Origin of the sequence: Actinomyces radicidentis, from assembly GCF_001553565.1 — a bacterium.
GTDB classification, from domain to species: Bacteria; Actinomycetota; Actinomycetes; order Actinomycetales; family Actinomycetaceae; genus Actinomyces; species Actinomyces radicidentis.
Genome location: NZ_CP014228.1, coordinates 1,922,812 through 1,948,626, shown reverse-complemented (window position 1 = coordinate 1,948,626; position 25,815 = coordinate 1,922,812). Strand labels below are relative to the sequence as shown.

23 protein-coding genes are annotated in these 25,815 nt (G+C 72.9%); 10 read left to right on the top strand and 13 right to left on the bottom strand.

All coding sequences use genetic code 11. The features are described 5' to 3' along the window. Window positions 1-18 precede the first annotated feature (18 nt). A complete protein-coding gene (locus AXF14_RS08340; RefSeq protein WP_067942439.1) occupies window positions 19-480 on the bottom strand; it encodes a ribose-5-phosphate isomerase in 462 nt (153 codons plus the stop codon). Between the two features lie 85 nt (window positions 481-565). Between AXF14_RS08340 and AXF14_RS08335 the strand changes: the two genes are divergently transcribed. The 3 genes from AXF14_RS08335 to pepN all read left to right on the top strand — a co-directional run bounded on the left by AXF14_RS08335 (window position 566) and on the right by pepN (window position 6,545). Then, entirely contained in the window at window positions 566-2,689 is a 2,124-nt protein-coding gene (locus AXF14_RS08335) for a M13 family metallopeptidase (protein WP_067942437.1), read from the top strand. A 231-nt stretch (window positions 2,690-2,920) separates the two neighbouring features. Continuing rightward, window positions 2,921-3,658: a hypothetical protein gene (locus AXF14_RS08330; protein WP_067942435.1), complete on the top strand. Its 738-nt coding sequence runs from the start codon at window positions 2,921-2,923 to the stop codon at window positions 3,656-3,658. Window positions 3,659-3,971: 313 nt separating this feature from the next. Further along, window positions 3,972-6,545, top strand: coding sequence for an aminopeptidase N (gene pepN, locus AXF14_RS08325; RefSeq protein ID WP_067942434.1), 2,574 nt, complete (start codon window positions 3,972-3,974; stop codon window positions 6,543-6,545). A 137-nt stretch (window positions 6,546-6,682) separates the two neighbouring features. Here pepN and AXF14_RS08320 read toward each other — a convergent pair whose 3' ends face one another. Beyond that, the gene (locus AXF14_RS08320; protein ID WP_084355466.1) at window positions 6,683-8,086 is read right to left on the bottom strand and encodes a PTS transporter subunit EIIC; all 1,404 of its coding nucleotides are present in this window, start codon (window positions 8,084-8,086) and stop codon (window positions 6,683-6,685) included. Between the two features lie 230 nt (window positions 8,087-8,316). On the opposite strand from AXF14_RS08320, the gene AXF14_RS08315 reads away from it, so the two are divergent. The 3 genes from AXF14_RS08315 to AXF14_RS08305 all read left to right on the top strand — a co-directional run bounded on the left by AXF14_RS08315 (window position 8,317) and on the right by AXF14_RS08305 (window position 9,932). After that, on the top strand, window positions 8,317-9,090 hold the full coding sequence (locus tag AXF14_RS08315; protein ID WP_067942432.1) for a GntR family transcriptional regulator: 774 nt from the start codon (window positions 8,317-8,319) through the stop codon (window positions 9,088-9,090). A 159-nt stretch (window positions 9,091-9,249) separates the two neighbouring features. Beyond that, entirely contained in the window at window positions 9,250-9,480 is a 231-nt protein-coding gene (locus AXF14_RS08310) for a PTS sugar transporter subunit IIB (RefSeq protein WP_067942430.1), read from the top strand. Next, the gene (locus tag AXF14_RS08305) at window positions 9,477-9,932 is read left to right on the top strand and encodes a PTS sugar transporter subunit IIA (protein WP_067942428.1); all 456 of its coding nucleotides are present in this window, start codon (window positions 9,477-9,479) and stop codon (window positions 9,930-9,932) included. The genes AXF14_RS08310 and AXF14_RS08305 overlap by 4 nt, the downstream gene beginning before the upstream one ends. An 86-nt stretch (window positions 9,933-10,018) precedes the next feature. On the opposite strand, the gene malQ is transcribed toward AXF14_RS08305, so the two are convergent. After that, window positions 10,019-12,187, bottom strand: coding sequence for a 4-alpha-glucanotransferase (gene malQ, locus AXF14_RS08300; RefSeq protein ID WP_067942426.1), 2,169 nt, complete (start codon window positions 12,185-12,187; stop codon window positions 10,019-10,021). Window positions 12,188-12,571: 384 nt separating this feature from the next. Further along, window positions 12,572-12,802, bottom strand: coding sequence for a PTS sugar transporter subunit IIB (locus AXF14_RS08295; protein ID WP_067942424.1), 231 nt, complete (start codon window positions 12,800-12,802; stop codon window positions 12,572-12,574). 367 nt (window positions 12,803-13,169) lie between these two features. On the opposite strand from AXF14_RS08295, the gene ptsP reads away from it, so the two are divergent. The 3 genes from ptsP (at window position 13,170) to ettA (ending at window position 17,697) form a co-directional block, all read left to right on the top strand. Beyond that, the gene (ptsP, locus tag AXF14_RS08290) at window positions 13,170-14,864 is read left to right on the top strand and encodes a phosphoenolpyruvate--protein phosphotransferase (protein WP_067942422.1); all 1,695 of its coding nucleotides are present in this window, start codon (window positions 13,170-13,172) and stop codon (window positions 14,862-14,864) included. Further along, a complete protein-coding gene (locus AXF14_RS08285; RefSeq protein ID WP_067942420.1) occupies window positions 14,861-15,847 on the top strand; it encodes an acyl-CoA thioesterase in 987 nt (328 codons plus the stop codon). The genes ptsP and AXF14_RS08285 overlap by 4 nt, the downstream gene beginning before the upstream one ends. 167 nt (window positions 15,848-16,014) lie before the next feature. Continuing rightward, window positions 16,015-17,697, top strand: coding sequence for an energy-dependent translational throttle protein EttA (gene ettA / locus AXF14_RS08280; RefSeq protein WP_067942418.1), 1,683 nt, complete (start codon window positions 16,015-16,017; stop codon window positions 17,695-17,697). 337 nt (window positions 17,698-18,034) lie between these two features. On the opposite strand, the gene prfB is transcribed toward ettA, so the two are convergent. Both prfB and AXF14_RS08270 read right to left on the bottom strand, forming a co-directional pair. Next, window positions 18,035-19,156: a peptide chain release factor 2 gene (gene prfB / locus AXF14_RS08275; RefSeq protein WP_067942416.1), complete on the bottom strand. Its 1,122-nt coding sequence runs from the start codon at window positions 19,154-19,156 to the stop codon at window positions 18,035-18,037. Window positions 19,157-19,325: 169 nt separating this feature from the next. Continuing rightward, window positions 19,326-20,237 carry a LysR family transcriptional regulator gene (locus tag AXF14_RS08270; protein WP_067942415.1) on the bottom strand — a complete coding sequence of 304 codons (912 nt, stop codon included), beginning with the start codon at window positions 20,235-20,237 and terminating at the stop codon, window positions 19,326-19,328. 84 nt (window positions 20,238-20,321) lie between these two features. Here AXF14_RS08270 and AXF14_RS08265 point away from each other — a divergent pair, with 84 nt between their 5' ends. After that, a complete protein-coding gene (locus tag AXF14_RS08265; protein ID WP_067942412.1) occupies window positions 20,322-20,693 on the top strand; it encodes a CBU_0592 family membrane protein in 372 nt (123 codons plus the stop codon). Between the two features lie 232 nt (window positions 20,694-20,925). Here AXF14_RS08265 and AXF14_RS08260 read toward each other — a convergent pair whose 3' ends face one another. Genes AXF14_RS08260 through AXF14_RS08230 form a run of 7 tightly spaced genes read right to left on the bottom strand, consistent with a single transcriptional unit; the run spans window position 20,926 to window position 25,808 of the window. Beyond that, the gene (locus AXF14_RS08260; protein WP_067942410.1) at window positions 20,926-21,465 is read right to left on the bottom strand and encodes a hypothetical protein; all 540 of its coding nucleotides are present in this window, start codon (window positions 21,463-21,465) and stop codon (window positions 20,926-20,928) included. Further along, a complete protein-coding gene (locus AXF14_RS08255; protein WP_236755426.1) occupies window positions 21,462-21,944 on the bottom strand; it encodes a peptidase T4 in 483 nt (160 codons plus the stop codon). Before AXF14_RS08255 ends, AXF14_RS08260 begins: the two co-directional genes overlap by 4 nt. Continuing rightward, window positions 21,941-22,474, bottom strand: a complete 534-nt coding sequence (locus AXF14_RS08250; protein WP_236755418.1) for a TadE family protein — start codon at window positions 22,472-22,474, stop codon at window positions 21,941-21,943. The genes AXF14_RS08255 and AXF14_RS08250 overlap by 4 nt, the downstream gene beginning before the upstream one ends. Beyond that, complete coding sequence (locus AXF14_RS08245; RefSeq protein ID WP_067942408.1) at window positions 22,464-22,682, bottom strand: hypothetical protein; 219 nt, start codon at window positions 22,680-22,682, stop codon at window positions 22,464-22,466. Before AXF14_RS08245 ends, AXF14_RS08250 begins: the two co-directional genes overlap by 11 nt. A 59-nt stretch (window positions 22,683-22,741) precedes the next feature. Then, window positions 22,742-23,674 carry a type II secretion system F family protein gene (locus tag AXF14_RS08240; RefSeq protein WP_067942406.1) on the bottom strand — a complete coding sequence of 311 codons (933 nt, stop codon included), beginning with the start codon at window positions 23,672-23,674 and terminating at the stop codon, window positions 22,742-22,744. Beyond that, window positions 23,671-24,522 (bottom strand): type II secretion system F family protein, encoded by an 852-nt coding sequence (locus AXF14_RS08235; RefSeq protein WP_067942403.1) that lies wholly within the window; start codon window positions 24,520-24,522, stop codon window positions 23,671-23,673. The genes AXF14_RS08240 and AXF14_RS08235 overlap by 4 nt, the downstream gene beginning before the upstream one ends. Continuing rightward, complete coding sequence (locus AXF14_RS08230; RefSeq protein ID WP_067942401.1) at window positions 24,522-25,808, bottom strand: TadA family conjugal transfer-associated ATPase; 1,287 nt, start codon at window positions 25,806-25,808, stop codon at window positions 24,522-24,524. The genes AXF14_RS08235 and AXF14_RS08230 overlap by 1 nt, the downstream gene beginning before the upstream one ends. Between the last annotated feature and the right edge of the window lie 7 nt (window positions 25,809-25,815).

The following is a 25,815-nucleotide window of genomic DNA, read 5'->3' as shown; positions in this document are numbered from 1 at the left end:
CAGACGCTCACGGGCGCGTCAGGCGCCGTGGTGGGCGCGGCGCTCGTATTCGGCGACCTGGTCGATGCGGCGCTGGTGGCGGGCGTCCTCGCTGAAGGGCTCGGCGACGTAGAGGTCGACGAGGTGGACGGCCTCCTCGATCGTGTGCATGCGGGCGCCGACGGCGACGACGTTGGCGTCGTTGTGCTGACGCGCCAGGCGGGCGGTGTCCTCGTTCCAGGCGAGGGCGGCGCGGACGCCGTCGACGGCGTTGGCGGCGATCTGCTCGCCGTTGCCGGAGCCGCCGATGACGACGCCGAGGCTGCCCGGGTCGGCGACGACGGCCTCGGCGGCCTCGATGCAGTAGGACGGGTAGTCGTCCTGGGGGTCGTAGGTCAGTGCGCCGTGGTCGACGACCTCGTGCCCCTCAGCGCTGAGGTGCTCGATGAGGGCGCTCTTGAGCTCGTAGCCGGCATGGTCGGAGGCGATGTGGATGCGCATGGAGCCGATTGTGCCTCACGCGAAACGGGGCGGGCGTCCCGCCGGCGCACGCGTGTGCGCGCGGGCTCCGGCTAGCGTTGTCCCCATGACAGACACCTCCTCCACCGCGTCCTCCGGGTCCTCGGCGCCCGCGGGCGCCGTCCTCGCCGGCGTCTACGAGACCGACGCCGCCGACGCCTCCGTCCGCCCCCAGGACGACCTCTTCCGCCACGTCAACGGCGCGTGGCTGCGCGACGCCGTCATCCCCGCCGACCGCCCCGGCTTCGGCTCCTTCGTCCTGCTGAGGGACGCCGCCGAGGCCGCCTGCCGCGAGATCCTCGAGGAGGCCGCGGCCGGCTGGTCCGCCTCCGGCGCCGCCGGGACTCCGACGACGCCGTCGGAGAAGATCGGCGCCCTGTACGCCTCCTTCGTCGACGAGGAGGCCGTCGAGGCCCTCGGGTACTCGCCGCTCGAGCCGGAGCTCGTCCCGCTGCTCGCCGCCTCGACGAAGGAGGAGCTCGCCCGCGCGATCGGCGCCGGCGTGCCCGCCGGCTTCACCGGCCCCTTCGGCGTCGACGTCGAGGTGGACCTCAACGACCCCGACCGCTACACGACGTGGTTCGGCCAGGACGGCCTCGGTCTGCCCGACGAGTCCTACTACCGCGAGGAGTCCCAGGCGGACCTGCGCGATGCCTACGTCGCGCACCTCGCCCGGGTGCTCGCCCTCGCCGGCCTCGACGAGCGCCTCGGCACCGCTGCGGAGGACCTCGCCGCGCGCGTCATGGCCCTGGAGACCCTCATCGCGAAGGGCCACTGGGACCGCGTCGCCTGCCGCGACATCGAGAAGATGAACAACCCGATGACCTGGGGCGAGCTCACCGCGTCGGGCGAGGGCTTCCCGTGGGAGGCGTGGCGCGAGGGCATCGCCTCGGCCGCCGAGGCCACGGGCACGGGCCTGCGCGGGCTCCTGGACGAGTCGATCGTCGAGCAGCCCGACTACGTCGGCCACGCAGCGGGCGTCTGGGCCGACGCCGAGCTCGAGGACCTGCGCGCCTGGGCGCTGTGGCACACGGTGCACGGCCGCGCGACGCTCCTGTCCGGCGACTTCGTGGCCGCGAACTTCGACTTCTACTCCAAGCGCCTCCAGGGCGTCGACGAGCTGCGCGCCCGCTGGAAGCGCGGCGTCGGCCTCATCGAGGGCACACTCGGCGAGGCCCTCGGCGAGCTCTACGTGGCCCGTCACTTCCCGCCGTCGTACAAGGCCGAGATGGAGAGGCTCGTCGCCGACCTCATCGAGGCCTACCGTCGCTCGATCTCCTCGCTGAGCTGGATGGGCCCGGCCACGCGCGAACGCGCCCTGGAGAAGCTGTCCCAGTTCACCCCGAAGATCGGTTACCCGGACACGTGGCGCGACTACTCCGACGTCGTCGTCACCCCCGGGGACGTGGTCGCCTCGGTGCGCAGCGTCGAGCTCTTCGAGCTGGCCCGCGCTCTGCGCAAGCTCGGCTCCCCGGTGGACCGGGCCGAGTGGCACATGACGCCGCAGACGGTCAACGCCTACTACAACCCGACGATGAACGAGGTCGTCTTCCCGGCCGCGATCCTGCAGCCGCCCTTCTTCGACCCGGAGGCGGACGCGGCCGTCAACTACGCGGGCATCGGCGCCGTCATCGGCCACGAGATCGGCCACGGATTCGACGACCAGGGCTCGACCTTCGACGGGCGCGGCAAGGTGACGGACTGGTGGACCGAGGAGGACCGCGAGGCCTTCACAGCGCGCACGGCCGCGCTCATCGCCCAGTACGACGCCTTCCAGCCGACGGCGCTCGTGGAGCGCGCCGAGCGCGAGGGCACCGACCTGTCCGAGGTCCCGCACGTCAACGGCGCCCTTACCATCGGCGAGAACATCGGCGACCTGGGCGGCCTCGGGATCGCGCTCAAGGCCTACGCCCTGGCGCTGCACCGCGAGGGCGTCGAGTCCTTCGCGGACGCCCCGGTCGTCGACGGCCTGACGGCGCTGGAGCGCTTCTTCTACTCCTGGGCGCGGATCTGGCGCGGGAAGAACCGCGAGGACTACGCCGAGCTGCTGCTGACGATCGACCCGCACTCGCCGGGCGAGTTCCGCTGCAACGGGATCGTGCGCAACGTGGACGCCTTCCACGAGGCCTTCGGGACGACGCCCCAGGACGGTCTGTGGCTCGCCCCCGAGGAGCGCGTGACGATCTGGTGAGCGCCTCGAGCGACCGCTGACGGGGCCCCTCATCCTTGCGGATGAGGGGCCCCGTCTCACTGGAGGACGCGCCGGCGCGCACGTCCGTCGTGGCGGAGGATCCGTCGGATCGGCGTGGGATCCACACTTCTTCCAACGGCGGTTCGGGCCCCGGGAAGGGCCCGGCCACCGCACCACAGATGTGCCCTCGGTCACTCCCCGACCAGGACCGACCTCTCCTTGGAGGACCCCATGCGCGCCGTCCGTCTCGCTGCCGCGATCACCCTCCCCGCCCTCGCCCTGCTGCCCGCGACCGCCACGGCAGCGAGCGCCGCCACCTACTCGGGTGACGGCTCCACGCCGATCACCGTCAACGCCTCGGGGGGCACCTCCCCCGACGGCACCACGCTCGTCCTCGACCCCGCCTCCACCTCCGTGCAGGTGAGTGCGAGCGGTTGCACCGAGCAGCCCTCGACGGTGCACTGGATCCTCTACCCCAATGACACGCGGATGCCGGTCGGCGACGGCGAGATCGCCTCCACCGCCTCCGACGGGACCTGGTCCACCACGATCGACGTCGCCGCGCAGGTCACCGCGTGGAAGGTCTCCGACCCGGCGGCGTCGAGCTGGACGCTCGGCGTCTCCTGCGACGGCTACCAGGGCCAGCACTCGACGGCGCTCGTGCCCGTCCTCATGAGCACCGACGCCGTCGCCGGCGCCACGGACCCGACGACGACCACGACGTCCGGCAGCGCCGTGGGCACCACGACGGGCCCGGCCACGGGCGGCACGGCGACGAGCGAGCAGGTCTCGACGGGCACGGCCGAGCAGGCCCGTCCGGCCGCCGCCCCCGCTCACCGCACGACGGCGGCGACGGCCCACCGGCGGACGCTCGCGCACACCGGTGCGGCCGTCGTCCCCGTGGCGATCAGCGCCGTCGGGATCCTCATCGTCGGCGTCTTCCTCGCGTGGCGCGCGCGCCGCTCCTGACGCCGGTGGAGTCGACCTCGACCGAACCACCGCCCGCCCGGGCGCCGCGGACACCCGCGCCGTGCTGGCCCAGCACGGTGACGCGCCCGGCACCTGCACGACGGTCCCGTGACCCCGGCCGAGCGGCCCGCGGGCGCCGACCTTGACCGGACTGCCGCCTCCAGCGGGCTCTCCCGGCCCCTGAGACGTCACGCTCAGCTCTCCCCGGTGAGAGGATGGGCCGCACGTCTGCCCGCGCACCGTCGGCACCCTCGTCGGTCGCGGGCGCAGCCAGGGGCTGCACCCCGTTCCACCGACCCCTAGGAGCACACACATGCCCGGTCAGAACCTGACCCGCGTGGAGGCGGCGACCCGCGCCGACCTCGTGTCCGCCGAGAGCTACGACGTCGCCCTCGACCTCACCACCGGCGAGGAGACCTTCCGGTCGACGACAACAGCCCGCTTCACCGCCACCCCCGGCGCCACGACCTTCATCGACCTCATCGCGCCCGCGGTCCACCGCATCACCCTCAACGGCGCCGAACTCGACCCCTCCGAGGTCTTCGTCGACTCCCGCATCGTCCTGGCGGACCTCGAGGAGTCCAACGAGCTGACCGTCGTCGCCGACTGCGCCTACATGCACACCGGCGAGGGCCTCCACCGCTTCACCGATCCCGCCGACGGCGAGACCTACCTCTACTCCCAGTTCGAGGTGCCCGACTCCCGCCGCGTCTACACGGTCTTCGAGCAGCCCGACCTCAAGGCCTCCTTCACCTTCACCGTCACCGCCTCCGAGGGCTGGACCGTCTTCTCCAACTCCCCCACCCCGGAGCCCACCGCTGAGGACGGCAAGCGGGTCTTCGCCTTCGCCCCCACCGAGCGGATCTCCTCCTACCTCACCGCGATCGTCGCCGGCCCCTACAAGGGCGCCACCGACGAGTACCGCGCCAAGGACGGCCGCGTCATCCCGCTGGGCACCTACTGCCGCGCCTCCCTCCTGGAGCACATGGACTCCGAGGAGATCCTCGACATCACCAAGAAGGGCTTCGCCTACTACGAGGAGCTCTTCGGCACGAACTACGCCTTCAGCAAGTACGACCAGATCTTCGTGCCCGAGTTCAACGCGGGCGCCATGGAGAACGTCGGCTGCGTGACCCACCGCGACGACTACATCTTCCGCTCGCGCCCCGTCGAGGCCCGCGTCGAGCGCCGCGTCGTCACCATCCTCCACGAGCTCGCCCACATGTGGTTCGGCGACATGGTCACCATGAAGTGGTGGAACGACCTGTGGCTCAACGAGTCCTTCGCCGAGTACACCTCCACCCTGGCGACCGCGGAGACCTCCCGCTTCACCGACGCCTGGACCACCTTCCAGACGCTGGAGAAGAACTGGGCCTACAACCAGGACCAGCTCTCCTCCACCCACCCGATCGCCGCGGACATCAACGACCTGCACGACGTCGAGGTCAACTTCGACGGCATCACGTACGCCAAGGGCGCCTCCGTCCTCACCGCGCTCGTCGCCTACGTGGGCCGCGAGAACTTCTTCACGGGCATCGCCTCGTACCTGGCCGCCCACGCCTACGCCAACGCCACGCTCGCGGACCTGCTCGCCGAGCTCGAGAAGGCCTCCGGGCGCGACCTGTCGGCGTGGACGCGCGTCTGGCTCCAGGAGGCCGGCGTCACCGTCCTGTCCACCGAGATCGAGACGGACTCCGAGGGCGTCATCACCTCCGCCGCCGTCATCCAGACGGTCCCGGAGGGCTCCCCCGCCTCCCTGCGCCCGCACCGCGCCGCCATCGGTTCCTACTCGCTGGCCGACGGCGCCATCACGCGCACCGGTCGGGTCGAGCTCGACATCGACGGCGAGCGCACCGAGGTCCCCGAGCTCGTGGGCACCCGGCGCGCCGACGTCATCGTCCTCAACGACGACGACCTCACCTACGCCAAGGTCCGCCTCGACCAGGCCTCGCTGAGCACGGGCCTCGAGCACGTCGCCGAGTTCGCCGACTCCCTGCCGCGCTCCATCGTCCTGGCCTCCGCCTGGGACATGGTCCGCGACGGCGAGCTCGCCGCCTCTCGCTTCCTCGACGCGGCGCTGGCCGCCCTCGAGGTCGAGACGCACTCCTCCGTCATCCAGGGCCTGCTCGCCAAGATCACGAGCATCGTCACCTTCTACCTGACGCCGGCCGCCCGTGCGGCCGCGCTGCCGGGCACGGCGGACTCGCTGCTCTCCCTCGCGCGCGCCGCCGAGCCGGAGAGCGACAAGCAGCTCCAGCTGGCCCGCGCCGTGGCCGCCAACGCCGTCACCGACGCGCAGACCGACGCCGTGCGCGGCTGGCTCACCGGCGACGCCGCCCTCGAGGGCCTCGCCGTCGACGCCGACATGCGCTGGGAGCTCCTCACCGGTCTCGTCGCCGCCGGCGTCGCCGGGGAGGAGGAGATCGCCTCCGAGGAGCAGCACGACCGCACCACCACGGGCCGCGAGCGCGCCGCCCAGGCCCGCGCCTCCGTCCCGACCGCCGAGGCGAAGGCCGCCACCTGGCGCGCGCTCGTCGAGGACGCCGACATGCCCAACGAGACCCAGGTCAAGGTCCTGCGCGGCTTCATCGAGGCCCGCCGCGCCCCCGAGCTGCTCGCGCCCTACGTCGCGGAGTACGTCCGCAGCGCGGACGCCATCTGGGAGTCCCGCACCTTCCACATGGCCGAGAACCTCCTCGTCTCCCTGTGGTCCACGGCGACCGTCGGCCTGCCCGACCTCGACCCGGCCGGCGCCCTCGAGGGCTGGCTCGCCTCCCACGAGGACGCCCCGGCCGCCTTCCGCCGCATCGTCATCGAGAACCTCGACGACACTCGCCGCGTCGCCACGGTCCAGGCCCGCGAGGCCCGCGAGACGCAGAAGGCCTGAGCCCGCACCACGGCCGCGCGAGCGGCCGCGGACGCGACGGCGCCCCGCCTCCCATCGAGGGAGGCGGGGCGCCGTCGCGTCCAGACGGTGGGCTCGTGCCGAGCCGCACCGCGGTAAGGCCGTCGGCGACGGGCGCCTCAGCGCTGTCGCTCCTTGTCGGCCGCCTTGCCGGTCGACTTCTCGGCCGCCGCCTGGGCCTCCTTGAAGGAGTCGACGTCGTCGGCCTCGCGTCCCGGGGTGCTGAACCCGAGCTTCACGATGAGGAAGCGGAACAGGAAGTAGTAGACGACGGCGTACAGGAGGCCGATGACGACCAGGAGGATCGGCCCCTGCAGCGCGCCGCCGGAGAGCTCGGAGGACTTGCCGAAGTTGAGCAGGTAGTCGATGGCGCCTGCGGAGAAGGCGAAGCCGTCCTTGATGCCGAGGGCGTTGACGAGGGCCAGCGAGGTGCCCGTGAGGACCGCGTGGACGGCGTACAGCGGGAAGGCGACGTAGGCGAAGGCGTACTCGAGGGGCTCGGTGATGCCGGTGATGAAGGCGGTGAGGGCGACCGAGACCATGAGGGCTCCAGTGGCCTTGCGCTTCTCGGGGCGGGCGGTGTGCCAGATGGCGAGGGCCGCGGCGGGGAGAGCGAACATCATGATCGGGAAGAAGCCGGTCATGAAGGAGCCGGTCCAGGCGTTGGTGCCGTCGACGCCGTTGAAGAAGCAGGTGATGTCGCCGTGCTGGGTGGAGCCGTCGGCGCCGGTGCAGGAGCCGAGCTGGAACCACGGGATGGAGTTGAGGAGGTGGTGCAGACCGAAGGGGATGAGGAGGCGGTTGACCGTGCCGAAGACGAAGGCGGCGACGACGGCGCTGACGCCGCCCTGGGTGCCCGCGTTCATGAGCCAGCCGCCCAGCTGCTCGTTGATGAGCCAGTTGAAGGCGGGGTAGACGAGCGCCAGGACGACGGCGATGACGATGGCGGCGAGCGAGGTGATGATCGGGACGAAGCGGCGGCCGCCGAAGAAGGCGAGCCAGTCGGGCAGCTTGATGCGGTAGTAGCGCTGCCAGAGCATGGCGGCGGTGATGCCGATGATGATGCCGCCGAGGACCCCGTAGTTGATGGTGTTCTCCTCCGGGGTCGCGCCGCCGGCGCCCCAGCGCGGGGCGAGGGCGGCGAGGACGCCCTGGAAGACGAGGTAGCCGAAGAGGCCAGCGACGCCCGTGGACCCGTCGGACTTCTTGGCGAAGCCGACGGCGACGCCGACCGCGAAGATGAGGGCGAGGTTGTTGAAGACCGCGCCTCCGGCCGCGGCCATGACGTCGGCGACCGGCTGGAGCCAGGAGGCGTGCTTGGCCAGCCCGTCGGCGCCGAGCATGTCGGCGGCGCCGAGGCGGTTGAGCAGACCTGCGGCCGGCAGCGTCGCGATCGGGAGCATGAGGGAGCGTCCCAGCCGCTGGGCGACGGCGAAGGCGCCGCCCGACTTCTTCTTGTCAGACACGAGGTCCTCCTGGGTCAGGAGGGCCGCGGCGTCGGCGCCACGGCCCTGTGGTGTCATGGGGATCCCTGGCGGAGACGTGCCGGGTCGCACATGTCCGGACCAGTGGCCCCAGGAAAGCCGACGCGCTGAGTGGTGTCAAGCGACACGACCACGACGTTTCACCGCGGTCACGCGCGATGAGCGTCGCGCAGCCCGGAGCGGGTGCGGCACACTAGGGGCGGGGATGACCGGACCACCGGCCGGGACAGCCCCGGCCGTCCCGCAGCCCCTCAGCCCCATCGCCAGCCATGAGCCGATCCCGCCCCACCCGAGCCCCCGGCACCGCCCCTGCGGTACCGGGCACCACGAAGTACGCCGCCGTGCGCGAGCACCTGCTCGCCCTCATCGAGGGCGGGCTCGCCGTCGGCGCTCCGATCCCGTCCGAGAGGGAGCTCTGCGAGCGCTTCTCCGTCTCCCGCTCCACGGTCCGCCAGGCGGTCGACACCCTCGTCGTCGACGGGGTGCTCCGCCGGCACCAGGGCAAGGGCACCTTCGTCGCACCGCCCAAGACCGACCTCCAGGTCCGCCTCACCTCCTTCACCGAGGAGATGCGGCGCCGCGGGATGAATCCCGGTGCCGTCCTGCTCATCGCGCGCACGGAGCCGGCGCCCCCGTCGGTGGCCGAGGCGCTCGAGCTGGAGGCGGCCGCCAAGGTGCACCACCTGCGGCGCCTCCTCACCGCCGACGCCTCCCCCATCGCCGTCGAGGAGAACTGGATCCCGGCGGCCCTCGTCCCGGCGCTGCTCGACGGCGAACCGACCTTCTCCGTCTACGCGGCGCTCACGGAGGCGGGCCTCGCGCCCGAGTGGGGCGAGGACGTCATCGAGGGGCACGCCGCCACCCCGGAGGAGGCCGCGCTCCTCGGCGTGCCCGTGAGGGCCCCGGCCCTGGAGATCACGCGGCGCACCTTCCACGGGGACCTCGCCGTCGACTACTCGCGCTCCCTGTACCGGGCCGACCGCTACAAGCTGTGGGTGCCGGTGGCGGCGCCGCCCCCGCCGCGACGGAGGCCGGGCGCCTAGCGCCGCGCTTTACAGCGGCCTTCGATCCATTACGATACCAACTGGTATGGACCACTGGTCCGCCACCTGGCGGGGCGCAGCGACGCCCCCACCCTCCGACCAGGAGACGGCGGAGGGCCGCACCAACCCGGTTCACGCCGGCCGATCAAGGAGGACACCATGTCCCAGGCCCAGCAGATCGTCGACGCTCTCGGCGGCTTCGACAACATCGTCGAGATCGAGCCCTGCATCACCCGTCTGCGCTGCGAGGTCGAGGACTCCTCCCTCGTCGACGAGGCCGCGCTCAAGGCGACCGGCGCGCACGGCGTCGTCACCGTCGGCGACACGATCCAGGTCGTCGTCGGCCCCAACGCCGACACCATCGCCGAGGACATCGAGGACCTGCGATGAGCCTGACCGTCCAGGCGCCCCTCGCCGGGACGGTCATCGACCTCGAGCAGGTCCCCGACCAGGTCTTCGCGGGTCGCTTCGTCGGCCCGGGCACCGCCATCGAGCCGGACCGCTCCGCGGGCGAGGTCACGGCCGTCGCCCCGGTCGCGGGCACGGTCGCCAAGGTCCACCCGCACGCCTTCGTCATCGCCGTCGACGACGGTCGCGGCGTCCTCGTCCACCTCGGGCTCGACACGGTCGGCCTCAAGGGCGAGGGCTTCACCGTCCACGTCGGGGACGGGGACCGGGTCGCCGCCGGCGACGCGATCGTCACCTGGAACCCGTCCGACGTCGCCGACCACGGCCTGAGCCCGGTGGTGCCGGTCATCGCGCTCGACGCCGCCGAGGAGGAGGTCGCCGTCACCGCCACGGGCGCGGTCCAGCAGGGCGACGAGGTCCTCAGCTGGGGCTGACCCCACCGGCCCGCCGCGGGTCCGCTCCCGCGCCGAGTACCGCAGCACTCCGAAGGGCGGGGTGCGGCGCCCCGGTCACCGGCCGGTCAGGCGCGCCGGTCCTGGCCGACCTCGTCGCGGACGGCGGCGAGGAGGGACTCGAGGCGGGCGTTGGCGGGCAGGTCCTCGACGAGGACGACGTCGCCCGCCGAGTCGGTCAGCGGCATCTTCCAGTTCGGGTACTCCTGGTCCGTGCCGGGCTGGTTCTGCGCACGGCGCTCGCCGACGCCGTCCACGAGCGCGACGGCCGTGAGCACGGCGGGGGTGCGCAGGACGTAGCGGTGGAGGGCCTCGACGATCTCGCGCTCGGAGGGCTCGTCGCCGAGGAGGCCGTGCTCGCGCAGGCGGGCCAGCATGCGCTCGCGCTCGATGCGGGCCTCGGCGCGCACCTGCTCGACGGGCTCGGTGAGCAGGCCGAGGCGCTCGCGCAGGTCGACGTGCTCGTCGGCGAGGTACCCGGCGGTCGGCGGCAGGTCGTGGGTGGTGACGGTCGCGAGCGACATCCGGCGGTAGGCGTCGGGGTAGCGCGGCCAGCCGTCCTCCTGGTTCTCGAACCAGAGGACGGAGGTGCCGAGCACGCCGCGGCTGGCGAGGTAGTCGCGCACCCACGGCTCGACGGTGCCGAGGTCCTCGCCGATGATGACGGCGCCGGCGCGGTGGGCCTCGAGGAGCACGACGCCGACCATGGCCTCGTGGTCGTAGCGGACGTAGGCGCCCTCGTGCGCGCCCATGCCGGCGGGGATCCACCACAGGCGGAACAGGCCGATGACGTGGTCGACGCGCAGCGCGCCGGCGTGGCGGAGCGCCGTGCGGGCCATGTCACGCAGGGGCGCGTAGGCCGTCTCGGCGAGGTGGGTGGGGCTCCAGGGGCGCTGGGACCAGTTCTGGCCGAGCTGGTTGTACATGTCCGGCGGGGCGCCGACCTCGATGCCCTGGGCGAAGGCCTCGGGGTCGGACCAGACGTCGGCGCCGCGCGGGTGGACGCCGACGGCGAGGTCGTCCATGACGCCGAGGGCCATGCCGGAGGCGACGGCCTCGGCCTGGGCGCGGCCGAGCTGCTCGTCGACGACCCACTGGAGCCAGGCGTAGAAGTCGATGCGGTCCTCCAGCTCGCGGGCCTGGGCGGCGACCGCCGGGCTCGCGGGGTCACGCAGCTCCTCGGGCCACTCGGCGCCGGCGCCGTACTTCTCCGTGAGGGCGGACCACAGGGCGAAGCGCTCGAGTCCCTCGCCCTGCTCGGCGCGGAAGCGGTCGAGGTCGCGTTGGCGGGCGCGGGAGCGACCGGCGTCGAAGACGACCTCGAGGGCCTCGCGCTTGGCCTTCCAGGCGGCGTCGCGGTCGATGGGGGCGCTGGAGAGGTCCTGCTCGGCGACCTCCTCGAAGGCCCACTGGACGAGGGAGCGCTTGGGGCCGGAGAGGCGGGCGACCTCGGGGACGTTCTCGGGGCGGATGTAGATCGGGTTGACGAAGCGTCGCGTCACCGGCAGGTAGGGCGACGGCGTCATCGCGCCGGTCGGCTCTGCGGCGTGGAGGGGGTTGATGAGGAGGAAGTCAGCTCCCTCGTCGCCGAGGAAGGAGACGAGCTCCGTGAGGTCGTCGGCGTCGCCGACGCCCCAGGAGCCGCGCGAGCGCACGGAGTAGAGCTGGGCCATGGCGCCCCAGCCGCGCTCACCGAGGGCGGCGGGCAGCTCGAGGCGGTCGGGGGTGACGGCGAGCGGCACGCGGCAGGTGCTCGCCCCGCGACCCTGGGCCGGGCCGACCTCGGCGACGAGCTCGTGCCATCCGAGCGGGAGGTCGTCGGGGATGAGGAAGGTGGCCTGGCCGGTCCAGGTGCCGTCGACGTCGCGGGCGGGGGTCCCGTCCTCGCCCTGGGCGAGGCCGCGGCGGGTGCCGTCCTCGAGCTCGGCGGTGACGGTGACGGCGGCGCCGTCAGGGCAGTGGACGACGACGGGGCTGGTGACGCCGCCGCGGACGACGACGGTCTGGGGCAGGGCGCGGCGCCAGGGGGCGAGCTCGACCTCGCGGAGGGAGGACTCGATCTCCTCGTCGGTGACTGCGGGGACGCCGAGGGCGCCGAGGACGGCCGTGAGGGTCTGGCGCGACGGGGAGGCGAGGTTGCCGTGGAAGTCCCAGTACTCGGTGAGGACGCCGTGGGCCTCGGCGAGGGCGCGGAGTCGCTCGCCGGCGGGCTCGTGGGTGGTGGTGGGCTGGGTCATGGGTCTCGACCTTGCACTCTGTCGCGCGCGGGCGCGAGGGCTGTTCCGGTGCGGCGCCGTCGCCGGCTCCGCACCGCTGTGCTGACGAAGGGGCTCCTCCGGGACGGGCTCGCCGACCTTGGCGGCCGCGCGGGGCGGATCCACTTCTTGCTGCAAGGGTTTCATACGTCGCGGCCGGATGCCAGCCGCCGCCCCTGCGGGAGCGGTCGCCCGCACCGGCGGCGCAGGCCGGCCCCAGCCCCGCGCTCCGAGCCACCGCGCTCCGTGCCGCCGGCTCCCACGGACACCGCTGCCGGCACGCGAACGGTCCCGGCCCCCATGACGGGGGTCGGGACCGTTCCTCGCCGGTGTCCGCCGTCGTCGAAGTGGACGACGGCGCTCGCGTCACTCGGACTTGGAGATCTCGTTGGCCAGGGCGTCGGCGACGGGGCCGACGACGACCTGGACGACACGGCCCGAGCGGACGACGCCGAAGGCGCCCGCCGAGCGGAGGGCCTCCTCGTCGACCTTCTCCTGGTCCACGACCTCGACGCGCAGGCGGGTGATGCACGGCTCCAGGTCCGTGACGTTGTCGCGCCCGCCCAGCCCGGCAAGGATCTCAGCGGCAGTGGTCATCTGACTCGTCCTCTCTTCCGCACCGGCGAAGCGCGCGGTGCCGCCCATGATGGTCTTCGTGTTCGGCGTCACTTTATCCCATGAGTGTGGCGGGGGTCGCCCCCGTTGGTCCCTGGACGGCGGGCCCCCGAGGCTCGCCGCGCCGCACGGCACGGGCCGTCCCGCGACCGGGTCGGCGGGGTCCCGGGAGACGGGGCGGCGTCCTCGCAGGTCAGGGGCGGGCCGCAGCCCGTCCGCGCGCCGGCGGACGCGGTTCCGCACCCTTGTGTCCAACGTGGTTCATCAGCGGCTGAAAGCCCTCATCGTGGGCGCATTCCGTGCACAATGACCCGTGACACCCGCCCTCCATCAGCGCTGAGGAGCACTCATGGCCACCGACGACAACACCACCTCCCTGAACGGCATCGGCGTCAGCCCCGGACTCGTCGCCGGCCCCGTGGCCCGCATGGCGCCCGGCATCTCCGAGCCCGCCGTCGCCACCCTGCCCGCCGAGGCCGACGTCGAGACCGAGTGCGAGCGCATCGCCGAGGCCGCGCAGACGGTGAAGAAGGGCCTCGAGCTCTCCGCCGCCGAGGCCAAGGGCGAGGGCCGCACCCTCCTGGAGACCACCGCCCAGATGGCGGCGGACCCCACCCTCACCTCCTCCGCCCAGGCCATGGTCAAGGAGCGCCGCCTCGTCCCCGAGCGCGCCGTGTGGGAGGCCGCCGGATCGCTGGCCTCCATGCTCGAGTCCCTCGGCGGGTACATGGCCGAGCGCACCAGGGACGTCCAGGACGTCCGCGACCGCATCGTCGCCGTGCTCACCGACTCCCCCATGCCCGGCATCCCGCGCCTGCCTGAGCCCTTCATCCTCGTCGCCGAGGACCTCGCGCCGGCGGACACCGCCCTCCTCGACCCGGAGAAGGTCATCGCCTTCATCACCTCCGAGGGCGGTCCGACCTCCCACACCGCGATTCTCGCCCGCGCACTCGGCCTGCCCGCCATCGTCGGTGCCGGCACCGCCGTGACCGACCGGCTCAGCGACGGCGACATCGTCCTCGTCGACGGCACCAAGGGCACCATCACGCTCAACCCGAGCGAGGACGAGCTGCGCCGCGCCCGCGAGCTCGCCAACCGCGTCCGCGTCTTCAACGGCGACGGCGCCACGAAGGACGGCCACGAGGTCCAGCTTCTCGCCAACGTCGGCGACGCCGCCGGCGCCCGCGCCGCCGCCGAGGCGGGCGCCATGGGCGTGGGCCTGTTCCGCACCGAGTTCTGCTTCCTCGACCAGCCCGAGGAGCCCACCGTCGAGGCCCAGGTGGAGGCCTACCGCGGCGTCCTCGAGGCCTTTCCCGGCAAGAAGGTCGTCGTCCGCACCCTCGACGCCGGCGCCGACAAGCCCCTGCCCTTCCTCACGGACGCCACCGAGGCCAACCCGGCCCTCGGCGTGCGCGCCTACCGCACCACCCGCCGCGACCCCGAGGTCCTCGAGCACCAGCTCGAGGCGCTCGCCAAGGCCGAGGCGGAGACCGACGCCAAGGTGTGGGTCATGGCCCCGATGATCTCGACGACCGAGGAGGCCAGGGCCTTCACGGACAAGGCCCGCACCTACGGCCTCAAGACGGCCGGCATGATGATCGAGGTCCCCTCGGCCGCCCTCATGGCCGACAAGATGTTCGAGCACGCCGACTTCGCCTCGATCGGCACGAACGACCTCACCCAGTACGTCATGGCGGCGGACCGCCTCCTCTCCTCGCTGGCGGACCTGTCCACCGCGTGGCAGCCGGCCGTCCTGCGCCTCATCAAGGCCGCCTGCGACGGCGCCGCCCCGCACGGCCGCCCCGTGGGCGTCTGCGGCGAGGCCGCCGCAGACCCGGCGCTCGCCGTCGTCCTCGTGGGCCTCGGCGTCGCCAGCCTGTCCATGACGGCCCGCGCCCTGCCGGACGTCGACGCCGTCATGAAGTCCGTCGACCTCGCCGACGCCAAGCGCCTCGCCGAGCTCGCCATCGCCCAGCCCACCGCCGAGGCGGCCCGCGAGGCCGTCCGCGCCGAGCTGCCGATCCTCGAGGAGCTCGGTCTGTGACCACACCCTTCCCCGTCCCGCCGGCCAGCGAGGAGCCGCTCGGCTCCGTCACCCGGATCCTGGCCCTCGCGCCGGCGGACGGGGAGGGCGCTCTCACGGGCACCTCCCTCCCCCAGCTCTCCGGCCGCGTCTACGGCGGCCAGGTCGTCGCCCAGGGGCTCCTCGCCGCGGCGGCGACGCTGCGCGACGCGGGCCTCGAGGAGCGGCTGCCCCACTCCGTCCACGCCTACTTCATGCGCGGCGGCAAGCCGGACGAGCCGATCCGCTTCGACGTCGAGGACCTGCGCGACGGGCGCTCCTTCTCCCAGCGCCGCACGACCGTCTCCCAGGACGACCGCGTCATCCTCCAGATGATCTCCTCCTTCCAGGAGACGCAGGACGGCGAGGACGTCCAGACGACCGCGCCGGACGTGCCGCGCCCCGAGGAGCTCACGAGCGCGCTCGAGATCTTCCGGGCCGTCGACCACCCGGTCGCCAAGTTCCTCGGCCGGACCGCCGCCTTCGACCTGCGGCACGTCGAGGGGAACATCTACCTGCGGCCGGCCGCGGAACACGCCGACCGCCAGTGCCTGTGGGCCCGGGCCCGCGGACGAGTGCCCGAGGGGGCCTCGCAGACCGTGCACCGGGCGCTGCTGGCCTACATGTGCGACCAGGTCATGCTCGAGCCGGCGCTGCGCAGCCGCGGCCTGTCCTGGCGGACCGAGGGGATGAGCCTGGCGACCCTGGATCACGCGCAGTGGTTCCACCGTGACGTCGACGCGGGCGACTGGCTGCTCTTCGTCCAGGACTCCCACTCCTCCTCCGGCGGCCGCGCCATGGCGCGCGCCGAGGTCTTCGACTCGCAGGGCCGCCTCGTCTCCACCATCGCCCAGGAGGGCATGGTCCGCGTCCCCACCGCGACGTCCAAGGGCAGCGGCGACTGGGAGATCCGCGTCGCCGAGGGCGACGACGGCACCGCGATCCCCGACCCGGAGCAGCGCTGAACGGGCGGGACTCGCTGGCGGCGGCGTGCACCGGTTCACGGGCGGGCGGCGTCGCCACTCGGTGGCGGCTCCCGTAGGCTGGGCCGCGGTGCGCGCACGGCCGGGCAGGCCCGCCGTCGGCGCGCTGAAGCACACGCTCACACCCTGACGAAAGGCGCAGCAAGGCAGTGGCTGAGTACATCTACCAGATGATCAAGGCGCGCAAGGCGCACGGCGACAAGGTCATCCTCGACGACGTCACCATGGCGTTCCTCCCGGGCGCCAAGATCGGCATGGTCGGCCCCAACGGCGCCGGCAAGTCCTCGATCCTCAAGATCATGGCCGGCATCGACCAGCCCTCGAACGGCGAGGCCCGCCTCTCCCCCGGCTACAGCGTCGGCATCCTCATGCAGGAGCCCCCGCTCAACGAGGAGAAGACGGTCCTCGGCAACGTCGAGGAGGGCGTCGCCGAGATCAAGGGCAAGCTCGACCGCTTCAACGAGATCTCCGCCGCCATGGCGGACCCGGACGCGGACTTCGACGCCCTCATGGAGGAGATGGGCAAGCTCCAGACGGAGATCGACGCCGCCGACGCCTGGGACCTCGACTCCCAGCTCGAGCAGGCGATGGACGCCCTGCGCTGCCCGCCGCCGGACGCGGAGGTCAGGAACCTCTCCGGTGGTGAGCGCCGCCGCGTCGCGCTGTGCAAGCTCCTCCTCGAGGCGCCCGACCTTCTCCTCCTCGACGAGCCCACGAACCACCTCGACGCCGAGTCCGTCCTCTGGCTCGAGCAGCACCTCAAGTCCTACAAGGGCGCCGTCATCGCGGTCACCCACGACCGGTACTTCCTCGACCACGTGGCCGAGTGGATCGCCGAGGTCGACCGCGGTCACCTCTACCCCTACGAGGGCAACTACTCGACCTACCTCGAGACCAAGGAGAAGCGCCTCGAGGTCCAGGGCAAGAAGGACGCCAGGCTCGCCAAGCGCCTCAAGGACGAGCTCGAGTGGGTCCGCTCCTCCGCCAAGGGCCGCCAGACGAAGTCGAAGGCCCGCCTCGCCCGCTACGAGGAGATGGCCGCGGAGGCCGAGAAGACCCGCAAGCTCGACTTCGAGGAGATCCAGATCCCGCCGGGCCCGCGTCTGGGCAACGTGGTCCTCGAGGCCAGCCACCTCAACAAGGGCTTCGACGGCCGCACCCTCATCGACGACCTGTCCTTCACGCTGCCCCGCAACGGCATCGTCGGCGTCGTCGGCCCCAACGGCGTCGGCAAGTCGACCCTGTTCAAGACGATCGTGGGCCTCGAGCCCCTCGACGGCGGCGAGCTCAAGGTCGGTCAGACCGTCAAGCTCTCGTACGTCGACCAGGGCCGTGAGGGCATCGATCCGAACAAGACCCTGTGGGAGGTCGTCTCCGACGGGCTGGACTACATCCAGGTCGGTCAGGTCGAGATGCCGTCGCGCGCCTACGTCGCGTCCTTCGGCTTCAAGGGCCCGGACCAGCAGAAGCCGGCCGGCGTCCTCTCCGGTGGTGAGCGCAACCGCCTCAACCTGGCCCTCACGCTCAAGCAGGGCGGCAACCTCATCCTCCTGGACGAGCCGACGAACGACCTCGACACCGAGACCCTCGGGTCCCTGGAGAACGCGCTCCTCGAGTTCCCCGGCTGCGCCGTGGTCATCACCCACGACCGCTGGTTCCTCGACCGCGTCGCGACGCACATCCTCGCGTGGGAGGGCACGGAGGAGAACCCGGCCAGCTGGTACTGGTTCGAGGGGAACTTCGCCTCCTACGAGGAGAACAAGGTGGCCCGCCTCGGTGCCGACGCCGCCCGCCCGCACCGCGTCACCTACCGCAAGCTCACGCGCGACTGAGCCCCGCCGAGATCGGGACATCCTGACCTCGAGATCGGGACATCGTGAGCACCGACGGCGCCGGCCGTCTCCCTGGGGAGGCGGCCGGTGCCGTCGTCGTGCGCGAAGGACCGGGCTCCAGTCCAGAACTCGCGGGATCGGCCTGAGCCCAAGCGACGCTGCGGGGCGCGGGCCGCGCGATCACGCGGAACCCGACGGTGACGCGACGTCGAAGCCGCGACCTCTGGACACGGCGACGTCCACACCGGACGACGACGCGGCCGCCACCCGGGTGGGCGACGGCCGCGTCGGAGTCCTGCCGCACGGCCCCGGAGGGCTCGCCGGAGCCGGGCGGGGATCAGTCCTCGGCCTGCTCCTCCTGCTTGCGCCAGCGGATGCCGGCGTCGATGAAGCCGTCGATGTCGCCGTCGAAGACGGAGTCCGGGTTGCCGACCTCGAAGCTGGTGCGCAGATCCTTGACCATCTGGTACGGGTTGAGGACGTAGGAGCGCATCTGGTCCCCCCAGGAGGCCTTGACGTCGCCCGCGAGCTCCTTCTTCTTCGCGTCCTCCTCCTGCTGCTTGAGCAGGAGCAGGCGGGACTGGAGGACGCGCATGGCGGCGGCGCGGTTCTGGATCTGCGACTTCTCGTCCTGCATGGAGACCACGAGGCCGGTGGGCAGGTGGGTGATGCGGACGGCGGAGTCCGTCGTGTTGACGGACTGGCCGCCGGGTCCCGAGGAGCGGAAGACGTCGATGCGGATGTCCGTCTCGGGGATCTCGATGTGGTCGGTCGACTCGATGAGCGGGATGACCTCGACGGCGGCGAAGGAGGTCTGACGGCGGCCCTGGTTGTCGAAGGGGCTGATGCGCACGAGGCGGTGGGTGCCGCCCTCGACGGAGAGGGTGCCGTAGGCGTAGGGCGCGTGGACCTCGAAGGTGACGGACTTGAGGCCGGCCTCCTCCGCGTAGGAGGTGTTGAGGATCTTGACCGGGTACTCGTGGCGCTCGGCCCAGCGCGTGTACATGCGCAGGAGCATCTCGGCGAAGTCCGCGGCGTCGACGCCGCCGGCGCCGGAGCGGATGGTGACGACGGCGTCGCGCGGGTCGTACTCGCCGGACAGGAGCGTGCGGATCTCGAGCTCGGAGAGGTCCTTGGAGATGGAGCCGAGGTCCTTCTCTGCCTCGTCGAGGAGCTCGTCGGCGTCCTCGCCGGTCTCCTCGCCCGCCATCTCGACCATGGCCTCGAGGTCGTCGATGCGGCTGCCGAGGTCCTCGACGCGCTTGAGGTCGGCCTGCGCGTGGGAGAGGTTGGAGGTGACGACCTGGGCGGCGTCGGGGTCGTCCCACAGGTCGGGGGCGGCGGCCTGCTCGCTGAGCTCGGCGATCCGGGCGCGCAGCACCTCCGGGTCGGTCACCGCCGCGATGGACGCGTGGGTGTGTCGGAGTCGTTCGATCTCTGCGGGGAAGTCTGTGGCCACGGGGCCACTCTACGGCAGGGGCCCGCCGCTCCCCCGGGGCGGGCGGCCGACGACGGCGGGAGGCTGGTCACGCCGTCGGCGCCGGGGCGGGACCGGAGCGCGCCCGGATCCGGGAGCATCCGACCAGGCGCGCCCTGGCTCGAGCTAGCCCGAGAGCCCCGAGGGCGCCTCAGCCGAGGTCGAGTCCCGCCGCCTGCTCGAGGAGGACGTCGAGGACGGCGCGGGTCGCCGGTCCGGGCTCGCCGCGCACGGCGCGGTGGCGGACGGCGAGCTGGCGCGTGCCGAGCCCGGGCAGGCGGGCGATGGAGACGCCGTCGGGCAGGCTGGAGGAGCGCACGGCGAGCTCGGGCAGGAGGGCGTAGCCGAGGCCCTGGTTCACCATGGCGAGGACGACGTCGTAGTCGTAGGCGCGGTGGTGGAGCGTGAGCGGGGTGCCGATCTGCCGCGAGAGGCGTGTGAGGGCGAAGGCGCCGGCGGTGTCGTGGTCGAGGTCGATCCAGGTGGCGCGCACGAGGTCGGCGAGGGTCGACGGCATCGGCTGGTCGGGCGGCACGACGACGAGCCAGGACTCGTCGAGGAGGGGGACGTCGGCGAGGCCGCGCGGCGCGGGCGGCAGGGTGTGGGAGTCGCGCTCGAGGAGGACGAGGTCGATCTCGCCGCGGCGCAGGCGCGCGAGGCTGGGGCGCTCCTCCCCCTCCTCGATGTAGACGTCGAGGCCGGGGTGGGACTCGTGGATCGTGGCGAGCATCGGGAGGAGCACCGCGCGGATGGCGGTGGAGAAGGAGGCGATGATGACGCGTCCGGTGAGGGTGGAGTCGTCGATGCGGGCGAGCTCGCGGCGTGCGGTGGCGAGCTCCTCCTCGATGCGCTCGGCGGTCTCGACGAGCACGCGTCCGGCGTCGGTGAGGACGGCCCCGCGCGGTGTTCTGTCGATCACACGGGCGCGCGCCTCCTTCTCGAGCAGCTTGATCTGCTGGGAGACGGCGGAGGGCGACAGGTGCTGGGATTCCGCGGCTGCGACGATGCCGCCGGCGCGGTGGACGGCGAGCAGCACGCTGAGCCTGTGAGGTGAGACATCCACGGGCCGAGTATTTCAGATTTCCTTCACACCGGCTGCAGAGACCTGCGATTGAAGTGCACCTACCGGCGGGGAAGTATTCGAGCCATGAACGACGTGCTCGCAACCATCATCTCCATCGGCGGCTGGGTCGGTGCCGCAGAGTTCCTCTTCGGCTACTTCCTCATCTCGAGGAACCGCATCGCCGGCGACTCCCTCAAGTACCAGGCCCTCAACATCACGGGCTCCATCCTCCTCATGACCAACTGCGCCTACACCGGCGCCTGGCCGAGCGCGATCTCCAACGTCTTCTACCTCTTCGTCGGGATCACCATCCTCTTCACGGTCAAGCGCGCGTACATCGCGCAGCTGGCCCGCAAGCGCCGCGAGGAGATGGCCGCGCGCCGCGCCGCTGCCCGTTCCCGCCGCGGCGCCGTCGCCACGGCCGAGCTCGCCGAGCTCTCCCTCATCGAGGCCTGACGCTCCTCGCGGCGCCGCCGCGGGTGAGCACGTCACCGGCAGCAGCCGCGTACGAAGCAGGCACGGGGCCCGTCCGCCGAGAGGTGGACGGGCCCCGTCGTCGTGCTCGGAGGCGTGGGCTGGGCCGCTCATTCGTGACCTCCCGCCTGGAGCCAGGGCCGGTGAGCTCGTCCCGCGGAGCGGCCAGGTGGCCGCTCCTCGCACGATTCAGCACATGCTGCGGGCGTCGGTGTCACTGGGACGTGGCACCGCGCGCGGACCCGGTCGCCGTGATGGTGAAGCCGTCGGAGGGGACGATCCCCCAGGGCAGGAACGGCGGCTGCGAGTGCGCGCTCAGGGTGACGACGGCGGTCGTGCCGTCGGGTGCGGTGGCGCGCGTGAGGGTGAGGTCCGACAGCCCGCCCGAGACCTCCTCCCCCGCGAGGTGGTCGACGGCTGCGGCTCGGACGCCGGTGTCACTGAGGACGAGCGCGGAGCCCGCGCCGGCCGAGCCGGACGCGTCGGCACCACCGGAGGACCCCGCGGCCCCGGTCGAGCCGCGGGCGTAGTAGGCCGCCTCATCGACGCTCTGCGCCGCGGCGGCCGCCGTCTGGTCCGCCATCGACGTGAGGCGCTTGAGGTCGAGGTAGACGGAGGTCGCCGAGGCGACGACGAGGATGAGGGCGAGGACCACGACCATGAGGCCGAGCCCGAGCAGGAGCGTCTGGCCGTCCTCCTCGGTCCGCAGGCGCCGCAGGAGCCGAGCCGGTCGCGAGGCGGGCGCGGGGGTCACTGGTCCGCTCCGGCGAGCGTGACGCGCCGCGAGGCGTCGAGGACGACGACATCGCGCCCCAGGCCGAGCGAGGCCAGTCCGGGCAGGTCGACGCCCGCCTCGACGCGCACGACGACGCCCTCGTCGCAACCGGCGGCCGTGCAGCTCGTGGTCAGCGCCGCCGTCGGGTCCACGTCGACGTGCTGGTCCTCGAGCGCGAGCGCGACGGCGGTGCGGGCATGCGCCTGGGCGGCATCACCGGTCTCGACGGCGAGGACCCGGGCCGCGGCGTCGGCCGCCGAGGCGACGGCGAAGGAGGTCGCCTGCACCTGGGAGAGCGTGACGAGGAGGTACAGGACCGGGGCGACGAGGACGAGCACCCAGCCGATGAACTCGACGGGGGCGTTCCCCGCCTCGTCGCGGAGGCGGAGCAGCGATCGCGAAACCGCGCTGGCGCCCGCCGTCGGAGGTACCGACGCTCCGGGAGGCTCGGCGATCACGGCAGCGCCCCCGCGGGTACGAGCCCTGCCTCGTCGACGGCGTGGCCGGTCACGTGGAGGGTGCCGCCGGGGCCGAGGAGTCCCAGGACCGGGACCGGCGCGGTGACGTCGACCTGGACGACGGCGACGCCGTCGGAGCTGGAGCGGCTGACCGTCACAGACTCGACATAGCCCTCGGTGAGCGCGGTCCCGGTGAGGTCGCGGACGCGCTGCTCCGCCTCGGCCTCGGTACCCCCGACGAGGGCGGCGCGGCGCGCCCCTTCGCCCGCCGCGTCGGTGAGGACGTTGCGGACGTGGAGGCCGAGGGCGAGCTGCAGGATCGCGAGGGCGACGGCGATGACGAGGACACCGACCAGGACGAAGTCGACGACGGCGGATCCCTCCTCGACGAGCAGTCGGCCGCGCAGGCCCTCGTGCCCGGTCCGGCCGGGCCGCTCGCCGTGCGGGGACGATCGGCGCTCCAGCGCGTCCGCGCGACGACGAGGCTGTACGAGGACGCGCCGGCTCGTCGGACGGATCTCAGATGGCACCGGTGACCTTGGCGATGGCGTCGGTGAAGACCTGGGTGAGCGCGGGCCCTGCGACCGCCCACAGCGCGACGACGAGGCCGGCGGTCATGAGCGTGACGAGGACCCAGCCCGGGACGTCGCCGCGCTCGGAGGAGAGGGCGAGAGAGGCGCGGTCGGCCAGGTCGGCGAGCTGTCGGCGGAGGCGGGCGAGGACGGCGGTGGTGCGCATGGCGGGATTCCTTCCGGGGTGGGGTGGGTGGCGGTTGGTGGGCTGATGGTGGAACCGGCTCACAGGCCGAGACGCAGGACGAAGAGGCCGGGGAAGAGGGCGAAGACGACGGTGATGGGAAGGACGAGGAAGACGACGGGGACCATCTGCGCGATCTCGCGCTTGCCGCCCTCCTCCATGAGGGCGCGGCGCGAGGCCTCGCGGGCGTCGGCGGCCTGCGAGTGCAGGACGTCGGCGAGCGGCGTGCCGCGCTCGAGGGCGACGGCGATCGCCTCGGACAGGCGGGTGACGTGCAGGGACTCGACGCGGTCCTCGAGGTGGAGGAGGGCCGTTGTGAGAACGGTTCCGGAGCGGACGTCGGCGAGCGTGATGGCGAGCTCGTCGACGAGGTCGCCACGGCCGATCGCGACGACGCGCTCGATGGCGGCGACCGGCCCCTGACCGGCTCCGACGACGAGGGCTAGGAGCTCGACGACGTCGGGCAGCTGCGCCTCGATCCGCCGCTGACGCTCGGTGACGGAACGGGTGAGCCACCAGTCGCGAGCCGCAGCGCCGGCGACCGCCGCCACGAGCGCCCCGACGACGAGGACCGGCACGTTGACCGGGCGGACGATCGCGGCGAGCAACCCGACCGCCACAGCCGCCGTGAGACCGCAGCCGGCCCACAGGAGCTGCTGGACGCGCAGCTCCTCGTAGGTGAGGCGGGAGCCCGAGCGGCGTAGGCGGGTGCGGACCGACTCGGCGGAGGAACCCAGGCCCTCGAGCAGGTGCCCCGAGGCGGCGACCGCGGCGAGGAGCAGGCCGGTGACCGTGCGTCCGTCCCCCGACGGAGCCGCAGGGCTGAGGAGTGAGGAGGTACGAGGGCGGTCGTGGACGTAGGGGGCGACGCGGCTGAGGAGCGTCGGACGACGACGACGAGCCGCGTCGAGCACGCCGAGCAAGCCGAGCGCGGCGAGAAGCCCGGCGAGCGGGCCGAGGACCTGGGGACTCATCGCAGCACCCGCTCCTCCTCGGGGAGGCGCCCGAGCCGCAGCATGAGCCGGTAGGCGAGGACGCTCGCCAGCCCGCCGACCGCGAGGACGATCGCGCCCGAGGTGGTGGCGTAGGCGGCAGCGGCCTGGGGCCTCGTGGAGAGGAGGGCGAGGACGAGCCACGGAGCGGCGACGGCAACCTTCGCGCCGTTGACGGTCCAGGACTGCCGCGCCTCGAGCTCTCCGCGAGTGCGCATGTCCTCGCGCAGCATCCGCGAGAGCGAGCGCAGGAGGACGCCGAGGTCCGTACCGCCGACCTCGTGCGCGAGTCGCAGCGCCTCGACGATCCGGTCCGCGACAGGGTCCGCGAAGCGGGCCTTGAGGCGGTCGAGGCAGTGGTCGAAGCGGGCCGTGGCGGCGTAGTCAGCCGCGAAGGCCTGGAACTCGGAGCGGACCGCCTCCGGGCCGCGCTCGCCCAGGTTGGACAGAGCCTCGGGAAGGCTCATGCCGGCGCGGACGCCGGAGACGAGGGTGTCGACGGCCTCGGGCCAGACCTCGCGCAGCCGGGTCCTGCGCGTCCGCGCCCGGGAGGAGACGAGGACGAAGGGGCCCGAGCCCGCGATGACGCCGAAGGCGAGGGCGATCGGCCAGGCGCCGGACAGGCCGAGGAAGACCAGGGCGAGAACGACGCCGAGAGCCGCGCAGCCGACGACGAAGACCGTCGGGCTGGTGCGCCCGGCGCCCGCCTGGACGAGGAGGTCCGCGAGCCGGCGGGAGCGCTCGGAACGCCACCGGGGCGGCTCCGTCGTGAGGGCGAGCCAGGTCAGCACGAGGCCGAGGCCGAGCAGGAGACCGGCGAGGGCGCCCATCACTCCCACCTCCGGCGGGCGTCGTCGTCCGACCGGCCAACGTCCGCGTCCATGCGGCGGGCAGCGGTGCCGAGGAGCTCGGCGAGGTCGTGGCCGGCACGGGCGTAGCGCTCGGGGTCCGGAGGCATGCCGGGACCGCGCACGAGCTGGCCGGCGCCGTCGCGGCGGAAGAGGTCGGCGAGCTCGACGACGCCGTTCTCGACGCGGCCCGACAGGCTGGCGATCTCGCGGACCTGACGGTGCCCGCGGGAGTCGAGGTCGAGGTGGACGACGAGGTCGATGGCGCCGGCGACGGTCGGGACGACGAAGGCCGAGGACACGTTCTCGCCCGCGAGGAGCGGGAGGGTGCAGATCTTGATGACGGCCTCGCGGGCGGAGTTGGCGTGGAGCGTCGACATGGCCGGCAGGCCGGAGTTCGCCGCGATGAGCATGTCGAGGGCCTCGGCCTCGCGGACCTCGCCGATGATGAGGCGGTCCGGGCGCATGCGCAGGGCCTCCTTGACGAGGCGGCGCAGGGTGATCTCGCCGACGCCCTCCAGGTTCGCGGGGCGCGTCTGCATGGCGACGCAGTCCCTGTTGCGCAGGGAGAGCTCGAAGACCTCCTCGCAGGTGATGACTCGCTGACCCGCCGGGATCGCGCCGGCCAGAGCACGGACCATGGTCGTCTTGCCGGCCTGCGTGGCCCCGCTGACGAGGATGTTGAGACCGGCCTGGACGGAGGCGTCGAGGAAGGCGGCGGCTCGGGAGGTCAGCGAGCCCATCCGGACCAGATCCGTCGTCCGCGAGGCGCGGGCCGTGTGCTTGCGGATGTTGACGGCCCAGTGACTCGAGGTGATGGGCGGGATGGCGACATGGAGCCGCTCACCGCCAGGCAGCTGGGCGTCGACGAAGGGACTGGACAGGTCGAGGCGGCGTCCGCTCGCGCGGAGCATGCGCTCGACGAGGACGCGCAGGTCCTCGTCCTCGAGGATCGTCGTGGTGAGCTCGGGGCGACCGGAGCGGGCCACGAAGACGCGGCCGGGGCCGTTGACCCAGACCTCCTCGATGGAGTCGTCGTCGAGGTAGCGCTGGAGGGGGCCGACGCCGGCGAGGGCGTCGACCGCCTGCGCGCCGGCGGCGTCGGGGTCGGCGAGCGGCGGGACGAGGCCCGCGTCTGCGCGGCGCAGGTAGTCGACGCTCGCCTCGTCGACGAGCGCCTCGAGGGTGTCGACGTCGTGGAGCGGGTCGATGCCGCGGCGCCGGACGAGCTCGCGGATCTCGGTGTGCAGCAGGGCGGCTGCGTCCATGGGGTCC